Source organism: Bacteroidales bacterium (genome assembly GCA_017521245.1).
Lineage (GTDB): Bacteria > Bacteroidota > Bacteroidia > Bacteroidales > G3-4614 > Caccoplasma_A.
Window position 1 is genome coordinate 145,982 of the sequence record JAFXDI010000001.1, and the last position, 16,073, is coordinate 162,054.

12 protein-coding genes are annotated in these 16,073 nt (G+C 35.7%); 3 read left to right on the plus strand and 9 right to left on the minus strand.

The annotated features are described in order from the left end of the window. Positions 1-5: 5 nt before the first annotated feature. The 9 genes from serB to IKK64_00685 form a co-directional block, all read right to left on the minus strand. Entirely contained in the window at positions 6-1,247 is a 1,242-nt protein-coding gene (gene serB, locus IKK64_00645) for a phosphoserine phosphatase SerB (protein MBR4118568.1), read from the minus strand. A 175-nt stretch (positions 1,248-1,422) separates the two neighbouring features. Continuing rightward, positions 1,423-5,727, minus strand: coding sequence for a M60 family metallopeptidase (locus IKK64_00650; protein MBR4118569.1), 4,305 nt, complete (start codon positions 5,725-5,727; stop codon positions 1,423-1,425). Positions 5,728-5,928: 201 nt separating this feature from the next. Beyond that, complete coding sequence (locus IKK64_00655) at positions 5,929-6,132, minus strand: hypothetical protein (GenBank protein ID MBR4118570.1); 204 nt, start codon at positions 6,130-6,132, stop codon at positions 5,929-5,931. A 459-nt stretch (positions 6,133-6,591) separates the two neighbouring features. Further along, positions 6,592-7,443 (minus strand): hypothetical protein, encoded by an 852-nt coding sequence (locus tag IKK64_00660; protein MBR4118571.1) that lies wholly within the window; start codon positions 7,441-7,443, stop codon positions 6,592-6,594. A 240-nt stretch (positions 7,444-7,683) separates the two neighbouring features. After that, positions 7,684-8,352 (minus strand): 16S rRNA (cytidine(1402)-2'-O)-methyltransferase, encoded by a 669-nt coding sequence (rsmI, locus tag IKK64_00665; protein MBR4118572.1) that lies wholly within the window; start codon positions 8,350-8,352, stop codon positions 7,684-7,686. Between the two features lie 5 nt (positions 8,353-8,357). Then, positions 8,358-9,248: a hypothetical protein gene (locus IKK64_00670; GenBank protein ID MBR4118573.1), complete on the minus strand. Its 891-nt coding sequence runs from the start codon at positions 9,246-9,248 to the stop codon at positions 8,358-8,360. A gap of 25 nt (positions 9,249-9,273) precedes the next feature. Further along, on the minus strand, positions 9,274-10,440 hold the full coding sequence (locus IKK64_00675; GenBank protein MBR4118574.1) for a phosphoribosylformylglycinamidine cyclo-ligase: 1,167 nt from the start codon (positions 10,438-10,440) through the stop codon (positions 9,274-9,276). Between the two features lie 32 nt (positions 10,441-10,472). Next, positions 10,473-11,084, minus strand: a complete 612-nt coding sequence (locus tag IKK64_00680) for a riboflavin synthase (GenBank protein ID MBR4118575.1) — start codon at positions 11,082-11,084, stop codon at positions 10,473-10,475. 113 nt (positions 11,085-11,197) lie between these two features. After that, a complete protein-coding gene (locus IKK64_00685) occupies positions 11,198-12,871 on the minus strand; it encodes a putative transporter (GenBank protein MBR4118576.1) in 1,674 nt (557 codons plus the stop codon). A gap of 131 nt (positions 12,872-13,002) precedes the next feature. Here IKK64_00685 and IKK64_00690 point away from each other — a divergent pair, with 131 nt between their 5' ends. The 3 genes from IKK64_00690 (at position 13,003) to IKK64_00700 (ending at position 16,073) form a co-directional block, all read left to right on the plus strand. Beyond that, positions 13,003-14,196: a metallophosphoesterase gene (locus tag IKK64_00690; protein ID MBR4118577.1), complete on the plus strand. Its 1,194-nt coding sequence runs from the start codon at positions 13,003-13,005 to the stop codon at positions 14,194-14,196. Then, positions 14,189-14,569 (plus strand): 2-amino-4-hydroxy-6-hydroxymethyldihydropteridine diphosphokinase, encoded by a 381-nt coding sequence (locus tag IKK64_00695; GenBank protein MBR4118578.1) that lies wholly within the window; start codon positions 14,189-14,191, stop codon positions 14,567-14,569. Before IKK64_00690 ends, IKK64_00695 begins: the two co-directional genes overlap by 8 nt. A gap of 64 nt (positions 14,570-14,633) precedes the next feature. Then, positions 14,634-16,073, plus strand: a complete 1,440-nt coding sequence (locus tag IKK64_00700) for an ATP-binding cassette domain-containing protein (protein MBR4118579.1) — start codon at positions 14,634-14,636, stop codon at positions 16,071-16,073.

Consider the following 16,073-nt stretch of genomic DNA (forward strand, 5'->3'; position numbering starts at 1 on the left):
AAAGTTTAGTCATTAAGAGGAGAGTTATAGTAAGAATCTTTAAATCCTAAGAAATAAAGAATACCATCCAATCCAATAGTCGAAATAGATTGCTTAGTATTAGCCTTAACTTTTGGTTTTGCGTGGAATGCTATACCCAGACCAGCAGTGTTTAGCATAGGGATATCGTTAGCACCATCACCAACGGCAATAGTTTGAGCAATATTCACATTCTCTATTTGAGCAAGTAAACGCAAAAGTTCTGCTTTACGTTTGCCATCAACAATATCTCCAACATAACGGCCGGTAAGTTTGCCATCAATCACTTCAAGTTCATTAGCATAAACATAGTCAATGCCAAATTTACGTTTAAGATACTCTCCAAAATAAGTAAAGCCTCCCGAGAGAATCGCAATTTTGAAACCAACAGTTTTAAGAGTTTTCATTAAACGCTCAATGCCTTCTGTCATTGGTAGGTTTTCAGCAATATCTTTCATAACGCTAACATCCAGACCTTTCAGAAGAGCAACTCTTCGAGTAAAACTTTCATGGAAATCAATCTCACCCCTCATTGCCGATTCGGTAATCTCTCTTACCTCTTTACCAACACCAGCACGGTCGGCAAGTTCATCAATAACCTCCGTCTCAATAAGAGTAGAGTCCATATCAAAGCAAATCAATCTACGAGTACGTCTAAAGATATTATCCTCTTGGAACGAGATATCTATACTCAATTTTGAAGAGAGTTCAATAAACGATGCTTGCATCTTGTTTTTATCCCTAGGAGTACCTCTGACCGAAAGTTCAATACATGAAACACCTACTTCAGTCTCAACCTCTTCCAAAGGCATACGACCGGTAAGTCTTCGTATAGCATCAATATTAAGTTCATTCTCGGCAACTATTTTTGTTACCTCGCCAATTTGTTGAGCAGTAACACGTCTGCCCAATATAGTAATAATATATCTGCTCTTACCTTGTCTGCCAACCCAGCTATTATACTCCTCTTCGCTAACGGGCGAGAATCTAATATTTATACCAATTTCAGTAGCTTTAAAAAGAAGTTCTTTGATAATAAACCCAGAATTAATACTATCAGTAACAAACAAAATACCCAAAGACAAAGAGTGATGAATATCAGCCTGACCAATATCCAAAACAATAGCATTGTACTTAGCCAAAATGTTTGTTAAAGCACTTGTAACACCTGGACGATCATCACCTGTAATTTGAACAAGAATAATCTCTTTTTTATTAACCTCTTCCATGATGAATGAAAATTAGCGACAAAACAAAAATATTATATGGCGAAGTTACAATTTTTTATTAATAAAACACAATATCAACGCAATAAATAAAAAAAATCATATCAATACCTAAAAAACAAAAAGCGGAAACACTTGTTCAGAGTCTCCGCTAATTTGAAATTAAAATATAAAATTACTAATCTTGCCAAATAATTTTTGTGCCATTTACAATGTAAATACCATTTGAAAGGCCTTCAAGAGAGTCAGCATTTATTCTAATCAATCTTCCGTTCAAATCATACACATCGGCAGGGAATATCGAGTAGTCATTAGTTGGAATCTCAATCCCGGTTGCCTCTCCATTGAACGATATAATATATCTGTCAAAAACCTCACTGTCATTAATCTGTAACATAGTCTCAAAGGGTAACCACTCCTCTTGTAACTTCTCAAATCCACCAACAACGTACTCATAAAGGTTTCCTATTGTAGCACTTTCCTTATAACTGCTTACTAATGAAGCATTGCTATCTCCAATAGATATTGCGTTTGGAGTCGCCTTGATAGTTGTGTTCTCTAATGGAGCAACAATATTATCACTGCTCTCTGAGTAAATCAAATAAGGAGTATTGGCACTTAATACCCCACTATATGAAGTAAAGTTTACCATATTACCCTCAACCTTGTCAAAAGCGTAAACATCACCATTAATACTATTACTATTCACATCAAACGGAACAACCAACAATCTCATTTCGTTAGCATCAATACCTCTGTCAAAATTTACCTCAGCAGCAGTAAAGTTGTAGGGAGCATAGAAACCAACATTATCTTTTAAAACAACCTCAGAAGCCATATTATAGGCATTAATAACATTTTGGCTATTTGTCAAAGTTGAAGGGACATCATATCTGTTGCTACCGGTAACAAAAGCAAGAGCATTATCGGGTAGGGTAATAGCCTCTCCATTTGAGTAGATAGTCTTCTTCTCATTCTTGCCATAATAAACATCTAAATTATATAGAGTTTCATTTGCATTAGCAATAGTGATATCCTCGCCATTACTTTCAGTTGCCATAATTTCAAAGTTACTACCTAATGAGTTTAAAATATCGGTTGGTATAGTAAACTCTTTAGTATTTGATATATAAACTAACTCTCCGTTTTGGTCATACACTTTAAAACCAACAGCCCCCTCACCCTCAATAGTAACATTACCATTGCTTGAAGTAAACTTGTAACCATTACATTTAAACTCTTCAGAGTAGTCGTTATATTGACCAACGTCACCAACCTCACCTATTGGGTGTTCATTATTAAAGTCGCCTCTTAAAGCACCAATAGGCATCCCATCGTAGTTTGCAGGAGATGGTTTAATACGGTCATCAATAAAGATGATGCTGCTATTTTTAGGATAGTTTTTACTCTTAATATACTCAAGAGTAGCCTCAATATCTTCAGCCGTAGTAGTTGGGTTTGTGTCAATATAGAAATCACCATAATCGTCCTTGTGGAAACCTAAATCATTACCATTATTTTGTGGCGTTTCGAAGAAACCAAATACTTTGAAGAACTCAGTTAAGTCCTCTCCGGCAACATCGCATACGTGGCGGACAAATTTCAAACTCTCATCTTTAAGCCTTATGGTAACACCCTTTCTTCTGTCCAACGGATCGTTACGCAACGATCTAAACAAGTTGGGATAGAACTCGGGATTATTACCCAAAACATGGTAATAGTAATAAAGTTTTGTGTACATTAAACATTGCTCCCAAATATCACGAGCAGTCCAATGCACATTGTTTGCAAAGTTATTAATGGTAGTAGAAAGTTCATCGGCACGCATTGTAAAACGACCTTGCTTATATACCGCAACATTTGAAAACAAGTTATTGGAAACCTCTGTGCATCCCACCATATTAATAACGTTTTGGTGAATATGTCCATTCTCGTGAGCAGGACCCCAGATAGCACCGGTTGCGTTCATCTCCTCATAGTTCATTACACTTGGCAGAGTAGTTTCGTTATAATATGTACCATACGAACTTGCATACATATAACTATTCCCTATTGATGCAGCAACAAGCAAGTTGTTAAAATAACCCTCATAATCCTCAAATCCCATAAGTTCGCGTTGCGACTTAATAATATTATCCCAAATATTTAAAAGTTCAACCATATATACAGGGCAACATTGTTTAACCAACTCACAATTCATATTAAACATCAAGTAGTCAGTCTTTAAGTTAATCACCTCACTATCTTTGAGCAGGTAAGATTGCAACTTGCTCCAGTCAATGTTGTTATCTCCTTTTGTGAGGTCAAAATATCCGTTAACGCTACCACCCTCAATATGAATCTTTATATCAGCAATATCCGAAAGTTTAGGATAAGAGTAGTTGCCATAACCATCGTTGGTAACATCGGCAGTGTAGTATATAAACAAGTTTGCATCTTCACTTAAAATAATAGAGTTTAAACCTTTTGCGAGAGGAGAAGTAACTCCGGCGCTACTTGTACCATTAACTGCCTCTATTTGTAGCGACACACCGTTTGGAATATCACTATCAACAAAAACCAAAATAACATCGCCACTCTTACCGCAAATACCGGTAGGGTTACTCAATCTGCTAAAACAATAGCCATTTTGAGTAATAGCAGTCCAAGCATCCCAATCCCAATCGCTATAAACCTTATAGTCTGCAATACGGAATCTCTTTTCGGTCTTATCCCAAGCAATATCGTAAGTTTGCCAACTATTGTTTTTAACTTTAAGAATCATCTCTTGCAATAGAGGATTGGAAATATCTTTATTCTCCAAGTTCATTAGTAAAATATCATCGGTCATCGATTGATATTCAGCTTTAAGAGTTGTGCAAGCATAATCTTCAAAGAAATACATTAAACGAGTTTGAATAGCAGCTTTGTTATCTTGTAAATCCTTAAAAGCATTATAACTTTCTTGGGCTTCTTCAATCTCGTTGTCAGTTAAATTAACTGATTGAACACGCCAAACCGAAGCATCTGTATTTGTATACCATCCCACAACATAGTTCTCTTGTGAAGAGGCACAGTGTAAACCAACAGTACTATAATCAGTAATGGTAAACGAAGATATCCATTTATCTCCTCTGCTATTAATAGCAAAAGTATGTTGCGAAGTTCCGGTAGAGTAGGGAACAGAAAAAGTACCTCTTTGAGCCTGAATATATCGTTCAGTTAAAACATTTTGTAAAATATAGTTATCTCCGTTGGCAATCACTCTCCAATATTGAGCAAAGTTGTTCTCATCAAGAGGCATACATTTAACGGAGTTATTTGTGAATAGTTCAGTCATAACATTCCCGTATGAGTTGCTGATAAATCTGTAAATCTTGCCGGCAACAACTTCTGTATCCACACCAGCCATTTCTGTAAAATGGTCTTTTATATTATCTTCTGTAATATTAGTAACAACCTCCAAGGTCCAATCCGAAGCTGTGGAGTTTCCACCACTTCCTGCATCCCAAACCACGAGGTTTTGTCCACCACCTGCACAAGCATAGTTTTGATGGTGCAAACTATTTCTCCCCGAAAAATCATCAGTAGCACTAATAGTAATATAGTTAGTACTTGTGCTTGAGTTATTATCTCCGTATTTAATATAATAAACTTTTGGTTCAGAACTTGAAGAGCTTGTAGAGCCTGTTGATAAATCATTAATATACCTGCCCGAATTAGCATTACGCAAAGTGTAACCATTACCATTAGGCTCAATAATCCAAATTTGAGAGAGGTCCGTATCAGAGCTCTTATCCTTAATGCTTAAATTATTATTATCGTTTTCCGATAGCATAGGGTTACTCCAACCGGTAGAATAAGCATTTCTGTTTTTAAGTCTGAAAAGGGAGTATTTATCTAATTGATATTCCAAAAGTTCTGCACCCGATAAATTGGTTGGATTACCTAAAGTAACAGGGTATAAAGCCCAGTCGTTATTGCCATTAGTGGAAGTTACATTACCATATCCCCAACCTGCAAGTGAGGCATCGCCGGGACCATTGGCATCCATAATCATATTGTTGCCATCGTTAAAATAGAAGTGCCCAACATTTCCGTTAATAGTATTACAACTATAAAGCACACTCTTATTGGCAGTAATACCATTATTGTTACCTTCAGTTAAAGTTCCAAAATAGTTACCATTGCCTGTTTGTATATAGTATTTATCGGTAGTGCCACTCTCCACCAAACGAATTAAAAAAGCACTTTTTGAGGAGGCATTATCTCCAACAACAGGAACTTCGCTATTTTTAACGTAAATCATACCATTAGAGCGTTCGTAGGCGTATGTGCCTCTACCTCTATTATACATCAAGTACCATTGATTAGTAGTAAAAGATGAAGTTTCACTGCCAATCGCATTAATAACTTTACCAGATAGTTCGCTCAACTGAGCCATTGCAGGAGTTGTAAAACAAAGTAACAATACCCATAAAATAAGAGTACAAAACTTTCTCATATTAAATTTATATAATATCTAATTTTGCAAAATTAACTCAAATTGCAAAAATAGTTACAAACATTATTAAAATCAAATAATTAACCCCAATATATATTAAATAAAAAAGAAAATAAAAAAACAGAGCCATAAATTTATGGAACTGTTTTTCTTCTTAATGAGAATCTATAATTAGTTACTTAATAGTTATATGTTATTTTTTTACATTGCATCATAGATAAACGATTTTTTCAGTACTTCTTTTATTGGTACTCCTTCTATTTGAGCCTCTCTATCAAACTCCTCAAAAGTTTTCCATTCTCCAAGAATCGATACTTTCTCATAAAAAGCAAACGGGCATTTTCCTATTAGGAACTCCCTATCAAGGGTTTTTACAATAAAATCTCCTTTTAATTCTGTAATCATATAGCAAAGGTCGTATGTGTAGAAACAAATTGAAAGGACAATAAATGGATATTAAAATTTTTTACTATCTTTGCATCAAGTATTAGATGTTCATCGGGAAGTGGGCTACCCCTGGGCGGTGGCCATCCGCAAGGGTGGTATCTAAGTAGTAATACAGAGTGAGACATCCCCATTCGTGATCTCATAAAGCAGTGGATAGCCACTGCTTTTTTTTAATTATTATGATGATGCACATGAATTCGCTTCCCTGCAGATATTACTATTATCTCTTTAAACCTTATGCGTTTGTGTTGCTCAAATAATTTTATACCTTCTTCTATATCTTTTTTAGAGAATCTTCCATACTTATCATATATAACAGTCTCCCGGATAGAGATTCTCTCAAATAATCAAGTTCATCAATATATACCAAGTTGTCAAATGTTGGAATATAATTAAGAGACTCTTTTCTCAAAATTTTTACTCCACTTCAATAACCAAATATTTTGAAGTATTCCAGAAAAGTTGGGGATCCAAAATTTTAAGAGTTAAATATCCGTTACTATCCTTGTCAATAGAGTAACTACCATTAGGATGAGTAGTTAAAATGTCTGCCTTTTTACTGCCAATCTCTAACGCCGTAACATCACGCATATCAACCTCTGTAAAGTACTCTTTGTTGAAATCACCTTTTAGAAGATTACGACCACGCTTCTCTATAATCTTATTCTCTCTTAACTCTTTCGAAGTGCCAAAAGCATAATATACTCTGTTGAGTTCGCTATCTTGAGAGAGTATCATATCACTTTGAGAAGCATTAATTTGGGTAAGAGTGGTAACCGCATCATCAAGTTCAGCAATTCTTATATCGCGTTTAGCAAGTTCGCTTTGAAGGTTGGTAATAATTTGAGTCTTCTCATCCATCATCTCATTTAGCGAGTTGATAGTCTCTTTAAGTTGGACAGACTCATTTTGGCTATTACTAAGTTGTTTTTGAAGTCTGTTAATCTTCTCTCTGTTCTCTTTGAGAATATTTGAAATAAGAGTCATATCCGAAGCAATCCTCTCTCTTGTACTCATGCTTAAATCATCACCAATGTTGTTGTTAACAACAATGTAGTTTTCGGCACTCTTGATCTCGTTAAAACCTGCCTGAATTTCGTTTATAAGCATTAAAACCTCTTCAAACTCTGCCTTTGTTTGAGCGTTTACCAACATTAAAGAATCGTTCTCTTGCTTTAATGCCGCACTCTCATCATTACTTATTTTCTGACACGAAACAACACACAATATACAACCACTAAATAGTAGCGATAATAAACTCTTATTCATAAATCTATAATTTTATATTTTTCACGAAAGTATATATTAGAAATGCAATTTCAAAAAATGTAAAAATTTTTTATATCAAATTAATATTTATTTAGAGGAGAGTTTTTTTAAATTAGGGTTTCTGTGATTGAGCAAGAGCCGAGCCAAATATGTTTGAACAATGCCGAGCGAGAGCAGATTCAACAAGCATAGGCTTGTTAACGGGGCTGAGTAATTAATATTAATACTTAATTATAAATGCTATTTTCCTGCAACAACAACAACAAACTCGCCTTTAGGTTCGTGAGTTGAGAAATGAGCAATAGCATCAGCAATAGAGCCTCTTACAATCTCTTCGTGAAGTTTTGATATTTCTCGGCAAACGGCACACTCTCTTTCGCTTCCAAATATCTCAGAGATTTGAGTAAGAAGTTTAACAATGCGGTATGGCGACTCGTAAAATATAATAGTACGCTCTTCAGTCGATAGTTCGGTTAATCTTGAAACTCTGCCTTTCTTTTGTGGTAAAAAGCCCTCAAAACAGAATCTGTCACAAGGTAAGCCCGAAGCCACAATGGCAGGAACAAAAGCGGTAGCACCGGGCAGACACTCAACCTCAACACCTTGTCTGGCACACTCTCTCGATAGTAAAAAACCGGGGTCTGAGATACCGGGAGTTCCGGCATCTGAAATAAGAGCAATATTTTCGCCACCTTTTATGCGTTGGGCAATACTCTCAATAGTCTTATGCTCGTTGAATTTATGGTGTGGTTGTAGTTTTGATTTTACATCAAAGTGTTTCAGTAGAATACCACTCGTTCTGGTATCCTCTGCCAAGATGCAATCAACCTCTTTCAATACTCTTAAAGCACGTAGAGTTATATCTTCGAGATTACCAACGGGAGTGGGAACAATATATAGTTTTGCCATCTCTTTTATTCAAAACATTGTTTAACTCTCTCAATAAACTCAATAACCAAATCTTCAGTCTCAACATCAGAGGCAAAATATTCGTTGATATACTCCATCGCATCATTAAACGACTCTGCTTCATCTATGCTATCAAACATATCGGTCATATCAACGTCGCTGTTACCAAACAACTCTCTTTTGTATAGGAATATGTCATTTATACTCAATACCGAGCGAATCTTTTTGTGATTACATTTTTTGAAACTCTCTTTTGTGGCAAAGAGGTCAATATCTTTATTGGTTGTAATAGAGTTTTCATCATCCTCAACACACTTCTCAACCTCTTCTTTATCATCAATGTACTCAACATCAAATGGAGGCTCATCTTCATTTTCAAGGTCACTATAAACGTAAGTATCCTCTTTCTTTTCTATTGTTTCCTCCACTTCTGTATCTTGGGTATCAATGTAATTATCTTCCTCTGTCAAAGAGGTATCCTCGTCAATTTCAAACTCTTGAACATCAGTCTTAACCTCTTGTGGGGTATAATCATATTCTCTATTATCAACCTCAATATCTTCGCACTCTTCTTTAACTTCCTCTGTTGGCTCGTTCTCATTGTCAGAGTCTATAACATCATTTGAAGTGGTATAAATCTCATCTTCAAAATCTTCAACCTCTTCGCTCTTTTGACTCTCTTCAACATCATCCACTTCCTCTTCGTTTTGTGTTGTATCTATTTTATACTCAACAACATCTTCATCCGGGCAAAGAGCTTTATAAATTTCAGAACACTTTTCAACAGCAAGTTCTTTAAGAATTTGCGGAGTGTTGTTGCCACTATCCTTAATAACAACTAAAAGGTCCGATAACTGTCTTAGTTTATCGATAATCTCTTTTGAAACAGTGTTCATAGGTCTTTTATTAGAAAGTTAAGAATTAATATTCAAAAGTTCCGAATTCAGATTTTATGATAAGTTCTTTTTTCTCCGAAGCCTCAACACGTCCCACAATTTGAGCATCAATATTGAAACTCTTGCTTATAGCAATAACCTCTTCAGCGTACTCAGGACTTAGATATATCTCCATGCGGTGTCCCATATTGAACACTTTGTACATCTCTTTCCAATCAGTACCCGATTGCTCTTGAATGGTTTTGAATAGAGGAGGAACAGGGAATAAGTTATCTTTAACCACTCTAACGTTATCAACAAAGTGAAGAACTTTTGTTTGAGCACCACCAGAACAATGTACCATACCATGAATTTTAGAACGCATAGCATCTAAAATCTTCTTTATAACAGGAGCGTATGTGCGTGTTGGTGATAACACCATCTTGCCTGCATCAATATCCAATCCCTCAATTGCATCGGTAAGTTTCAATCCACCTGAATAAACCAAATCATCAGGAACAGCGGCGTCGTAACTCTCAGGATACTTCTCTGCGAGATATTTTGAGAATACATCATGACGAGCCGAGGTAAGACCATTGCTACCCATACCGCCATTATACTCTTTTTCGTATGTTGCTTGTCCGTATGATGATAAACCGACAATTACATCGCCCGGTTGAATATTGTGATTTGATATAACATCACTTCTCTTCATTCTGCAAGTAACAGTACTGTCAACAATAATAGTTCTAACCAAGTCGCCAACATCGGCAGTTTCGCCACCAGTTGCGTATGCGTTAACACCAAGTTCACGCAACTCAGCAAGAAGTTCATCAGTACCGTTTATAATAGCCGATATAACCTCGCCGGGGATAAGAAGTTTATTTCTTCCAATAGTAGAAGATACCAAAATATTATCAGTAGCACCAACGCAAAGAAGGTCATCAATATTCATAATCAAAGCATCTTGAGCAATACCTTTCCAAACCGAAATATCTCCGGTCTCTTTCCAATATAGGTATGCTAATGAAGATTTTGTACCGGCACCGTCAGCGTGCATAATGTTACAATACTCATCATCACCACCTAAAATATCGGGAATGATTTTACAGAATGCTTTTGGGAAAATACCCTTATCAATATTTTTAATTGCGTTATGTACATCCTCTTTCGATGCTGAAACTCCACGAAGGTTATATCTTTGGTCGCTCATAATATTTAGTGAACTTATTTTAGTTTTATAAATTAATCTTGTGATGTATATTTTTGAAGACGGCTAATATATTTGCCAATAATATCAAATTCAAGGTTTACAACTGTGCCAACTTTGAAAGTATGAAAGTTAGTATTCTCAAAAGTGTAAGGTATGATAGCAACACTGAATGAGTTGTCGCAACTATTACAAACAGTAAGGCTGACACCATTAACAGTAACAGAGCCTTTTTCAACAGTCATATAACCTTCAGCTGCCATCTTTTTATCAAACTCATACTCAAAGGTAAAGTATGTACTTCCGTTGCACTCACTAACTTCGGTGCAAACAGCAGTAGTGTCAACATGACCTTGAACAATATGCCCGTCTAATCTGCCATTCATCATCATGCTACGTTCAACATTAACTTTATCGCCAACATTCAACAAGCCTAAATTACTTCTCTCTAAAGTCTCTTTAATAGCAGTAACGGTATATTCCTCACCATTAATCTTTACAACAGTCAAACACACACCATTGTGAGCAACACTTTGGTCTATCTTAAGTTCCGAAGTAAAACTGCACTTCATTGTAATGTTTAAGTTTGTACCCTCTTCTTCAAGGCGAGTAACAGTAGCAAACTCCTCTACAATACCTGAAAACATTATATCTCTATTAAAAAATAATTAATCAATAAAAAATTTCTCTTCTTCTCGTGAGTAGTAGAATAGTACAAATATATACAAAAGTTAAACTATACCCAACTCAAAAAAGCAATTTATGCACAGAATATTAAAATCAATAACTGAGCAGTTAAAACACGCATAAACATAGTAAGTGGATATACAGTAGAGTATGCAACAGCAGGAGCATCATTATTTGCTAACTTATTAGCGTATGCAAGAGCTGGGGGATCTGTCATACTACCACTCATTAATCCCATCATGGTACAATAGTTTAGTTTGAATTTAAGACGTGCAATAGTACCAACAATCAAAAGAGGTAATGTAGTTATAATGAATCCCCAAAGAACCCACCAAAGACCATCACCACTTACGATAGTATCAACAAAACTTCCACCTGCCGAGAATCCCACACTGGCAAGGAATAAGCAGATACCAATCTCGCGTAACATTAAACTTGAACTTGTTGATGTGTATGTAATAAGTTTTAGTTTATATCCAAAGCGGCCAATTAAAATAGCGGCAATTAGCGGACCACCAGCCAAACCAAGTTTCATGGCGGTACTCATTCCGGGGAATTGGAAAGGAATACTTCCTAAGATAATACCTAATAGAATACCTACAAAGATGGTAATCATATTTGGCTCATTCAAGCGTTTCATTGAGTTACCCATACGGTCAGCAAGACGGTTAATATCCTCTAACTTACCAACAACAGTTATACGGTCACCCATTTGAAGTTTTAAGTTAGGAGCCGCAACAAGGTCCATACCAGCACGATTTACGCGGGTAGCGTTAAGTTGAAAACCTGCATGAAGTTTTAGAGAACTGATAGAACGACCATTGTATTCAGGTTTAGTAATTAATATTCTGCGAGAAACAACAGGAGCATCAATAGCATCCCAATCCATCTCAACTCTTTGACCAATGAAAGCCTCAACAGCCTCCTCATCTGAAGGAGAGAGTACCAAAATCATATAGTCACCTTTGTTTATAACGGTAGTTGATTGAGGGATTATAACCTCTCCACTCTCTTTCTTAATACGCGAGATAACAAAATCTCTTCCTAAGAAATCAAGAATTTGTTTAAGAGTTTTACCATCTAACATTTTGTTCTCAACCATAAGACTAACAATCATAGGTTTTTGAACAGATGCTTCGTTCTCCTCTTCAATAAGTTTGCTCTCTTTGGTGGCACTTATTTTAAAAATCTTCTTGATTACAATCATTGATATAATTATACCTACAACTCCAAGAGGATAAGCGGCAGCATAACCGGCAGCAGTGCTTGGAATATCAGAAGATTTTCCTAACTGTTCAAGAGCCTGTTGGGCAGCACCCAATCCGGGAGTATTGGTAACAGCACCTGAAAGAACTCCAACCAAATCTTCCATTCTTGCATCGGTTAAGAAGTATATCGAAATAACAGTGGCAATATTCAACAGGATAACACCTAATGCTAAGGCATTAAGAGTCATACCACCTTTTTTGAAAGATGAGAAGAATCCTGGTCCAACTTGTAAACCAATAGAATAAACAAACAAGATAAGTCCAAGTTCTTTAGCAAAATCCAATACATCTTTGTTAATTGAGAAGTAGTCGGTAAAGTGACCAACTAAAATACCAATAAACAAAACAAATGTAACACCAAGAGAAATACCAAAAATTTTTCTCTTACCCAACCAAACTCCCGCAGCAATAATAAATGAATATAATATTACAGTATTTGCTAAACCTGGAGTAAAAATAAGATTACTTAACCAATCCATGATTTATATATAAATATAATTATATGCGTAAAAAACTTATATCGTGCAAAATTAATTATAAATAATGATATGATGGTAATTTTAAACAAAATAATTTGTGTAATTTTGGAACATTATAAAATATTGAGAAAATGAGAATTTCATTATTGTTGTCAATGATACTATTAGCAATTAATATATTGTCAGATATATACATCATTAAACAACTTCCAAATCGTTTCAGGAATACCATTTTTAAGGTGGTAATATGGAGTATAAATACTTTAGTATATATACTTTTTTTAGTGTTTGTGTCACTAATATTTGTAAAAAATACAACTATAATAAGCCAGAATATTGAACTTGTAGTATTTATATTCTTTCTTATCACTCTACCCAAAATAATATTCTTAATAATTTCGCCATTAGATTATCTTCAAAAGATATGGAGTAAAAAACGAAAATACTATTTTACCATAGTAGCAACAATAATCTCTATTGCTCTATTTACAACATTACTATACGGTATGGCAGTAGGCAGAAAAAAGATAGTATGTAACAACGTTGAAATAACGTCTAAGCAACTGCCCGTAGCCTTCAATAACTTTAAAATAGTTCAAATATCAGACCTGCACTTAAAAAGTTTATATGGCGATACCACTCTTATTACAAGTATGGTAGAGAAGATAAATTCTCTAAATCCTGACATCGTATGTATAACAGGCGATGTAGTAACACTCTCTGCCGATGAACTACTCATATATAAAACTCAACTCTCAAAACTGAAAGCAAAAGATGGCGTATATTCAGTATTAGGTAATCACGATTACGGCGATTATGTAAATTGGAAAAACCTCTCTGAAAAACAAAACAACTTGCAAAATCTTAAAACCTATCAAAAAGAGATGGGTTGGATAATGCTTAACAATGAGAGTAACACAATCGTTAGAGAAAGAGATTCAATAGTGGTTATTGGTGTTGAGAATTGGGGAAATCCACCATTTCCGCGTTATGGCGATTTGAATAAATCGTATCATACACTCAATGATAATAAATATAAAATCTTGTTATCTCATAACCCTGAGCATTGGCAACAGGTGTTAGATGAAACAAATATAAATCTAACACTCTCTGGGCATACCCATGCAATGCAACTAAAATTCTCGTTTGGAGATACACAATACTCTTTAGCATCGTTGCGAGGAGATTGGTGGAGTGGATTATATCAAGAGGGAGAACAATCACTCTATGTAAACGATGGAATAGGATGCACGCTCTTCACCTTCCGTTTAGGAGCATATCCCGAGATAACATTAATAACCCTAAAATCGCATAATAATGAATAGAGCAATAATAGGTATTGGTTCAAACATACCCACAGCAAAGCAAAGAGTAGAGGAGTGCTGTGCAGATATATTAAAGATGGTTAGTGAGGTGCAATTCTCATCAATATATGAAACCGTAGCCGTTGGCTCATTACCCCAACCCAACTACCACAATTGCGTAGGAGTTATTACCACATCGGCAACATTCGAAGAGTTAAAACTCCGCCTGAAAGAGTATGAATGCCAAGCAGGACGTTTACCAGAGCATAAAGCAGAAGGAAAAGTAATAATTGATATAGATATAGTAGTTTGGAACAATGATGTAATAAAACCAACCGACCTCGCTCGCTCCTATATGACAATAGGAATGAAAGAGTTGAATATAACAGCATAACAGTGTTAATATTTCATATCTCCCCAAAAGGTAGTAAATTTGTACTTCAATAGAACAAAACAATATGAACACTCTAATATCACTAATACACCCAGTTCCACGAATGTCTGAGTTTAGGTTTAAAACACCCATAATGTGGAATATAAACAAAGGCGAGCAGTGGGCTATTGTAGGCGCAAATGGCTCAGGAAAATCGCTATTAGCAAATATGATACAGGGGCGAATAGCCTTGCGTGATTTAGACGGAGAGATAAAATATAACTTTAACGAGCCACTATTTGAAGCAATACGCACAATAGCATTTAAAGATATATATACAATGGTAGATGGCACAACCGCCTACTATCAACAACGATGGCATTCGCAAGATGCCGAAGGAGTTGTAACTGTAAAAGAGATACTACAACCCATAGCACCACTCTCTGAAATTGAACAACTCTTTGAGATGCTAAATCTAACAGATATACTTGATAAGAGCATAATATTTCTGTCAAGCGGAGAACTCCGAAAATTCCTATTAATAAAAGTAATACTAACGCATCCCAAACTATTGATAGTAGATAACCCATATATAGGATTAGACTCGGCATCTCGAAAAAGTCTCGATGCGATGTTCTCTTCAATGGCAAAGATAAACGGAATGCAACTATTACTACTATTATCAAATCCTGCCGATGTTCCCGAGATAGTAACACACGTAATGCCTGTTAAGGATATGGAGTGTATGGGAGCAAGAACACGACAAGAATTTATTGCAGATACAGCATTACATACCCAACTATTCAACTATTCTTCGGTTGAACCTTTGTTACCCGAGAAACTAAGAGAGGCATCAGAGCATCAAGTAACCTTTAGAATGGAAGATGTAAATATAGTATGCGGTAACAGGACAATACTGAAGAATATTGATTGGGAGGTAAAGAATGGCGAGAAGTGGGCATTAACAGGTCCAAATGGCTCGGGAAAAAGCACACTATTGAGTTTGGTCTATGCCGACAATCCAAAATCATATTCAAACACACTATATCTATTTGATCGCAAACGCGGAACAGGAGAAAGTATTTGGGATATAAAATCCCGAATAGGATACGTATCTCCCGAGATGCACCTCTATTTTATGGAAGATATACCTCTGTTGCGTATCGTGGCATCAGGATTTTTTGATTCAATAGGCGTATTTCGTAAATGCACTCCAGAGCAAGAGACTATTGCAATGGAGTGGATAAAATGTTTTGGAATAGAAGATATAGCACACCGCTCGTTTCTGACGCTATCATCAGGAGAGCAAAGGTTGGCACTATTGGCACGAGCCTTTGTAAAAGATCCTGACCTTATAATATTAGATGAACCACTACACGGATTAGACGTAGCAAACAAAGAACGAGCATCAAAAATAATAGAGAGTTTTTGTGACCGCAAGGGAAAAACACTTGTCTATGTAACACACTACACACACGAGATACCCCAAGCAGTAACAAAAGAATTTAAGTTAATAAAACATTAA

Excerpts from the sequence above, each read along its gene's own strand:
- serB (MBR4118568.1), bottom strand. The coding sequence starts at position 1,247 with ATGGAAGAGGTTAATAAAAAAGAGATTATTCTTGTTCAAATTACAGGT.
- IKK64_00650 (MBR4118569.1), bottom strand. The coding sequence starts at position 5,727 with ATGAGAAAGTTTTGTACTCTTATTTTATGGGTATTGTTACTTTGTTTT.
- IKK64_00655 (MBR4118570.1), bottom strand. The coding sequence starts at position 6,132 with ATGATTACAGAATTAAAAGGAGATTTTATTGTAAAAACCCTTGATAGG.
- IKK64_00660 (MBR4118571.1), bottom strand. The coding sequence starts at position 7,443 with ATGAATAAGAGTTTATTATCGCTACTATTTAGTGGTTGTATATTGTGT.
- rsmI (MBR4118572.1), bottom strand. The coding sequence starts at position 8,352 with ATGGCAAAACTATATATTGTTCCCACTCCCGTTGGTAATCTCGAAGAT.
- IKK64_00670 (MBR4118573.1), bottom strand. The coding sequence starts at position 9,248 with ATGAACACTGTTTCAAAAGAGATTATCGATAAACTAAGACAGTTATCG.
- IKK64_00675 (MBR4118574.1), bottom strand. The coding sequence starts at position 10,440 with ATGAGCGACCAAAGATATAACCTTCGTGGAGTTTCAGCATCGAAAGAG.
- IKK64_00680 (MBR4118575.1), bottom strand. The coding sequence starts at position 11,084 with ATGTTTTCAGGTATTGTAGAGGAGTTTGCTACTGTTACTCGCCTTGAA.
- IKK64_00685 (MBR4118576.1), bottom strand. The coding sequence starts at position 12,871 with ATGGATTGGTTAAGTAATCTTATTTTTACTCCAGGTTTAGCAAATACT.
- IKK64_00690 (MBR4118577.1), top strand. The coding sequence starts at position 13,003 with ATGAGAATTTCATTATTGTTGTCAATGATACTATTAGCAATTAATATA.
- IKK64_00695 (MBR4118578.1), top strand. The coding sequence starts at position 14,189 with ATGAATAGAGCAATAATAGGTATTGGTTCAAACATACCCACAGCAAAG.
- IKK64_00700 (MBR4118579.1), top strand. The coding sequence starts at position 14,634 with ATGAACACTCTAATATCACTAATACACCCAGTTCCACGAATGTCTGAG.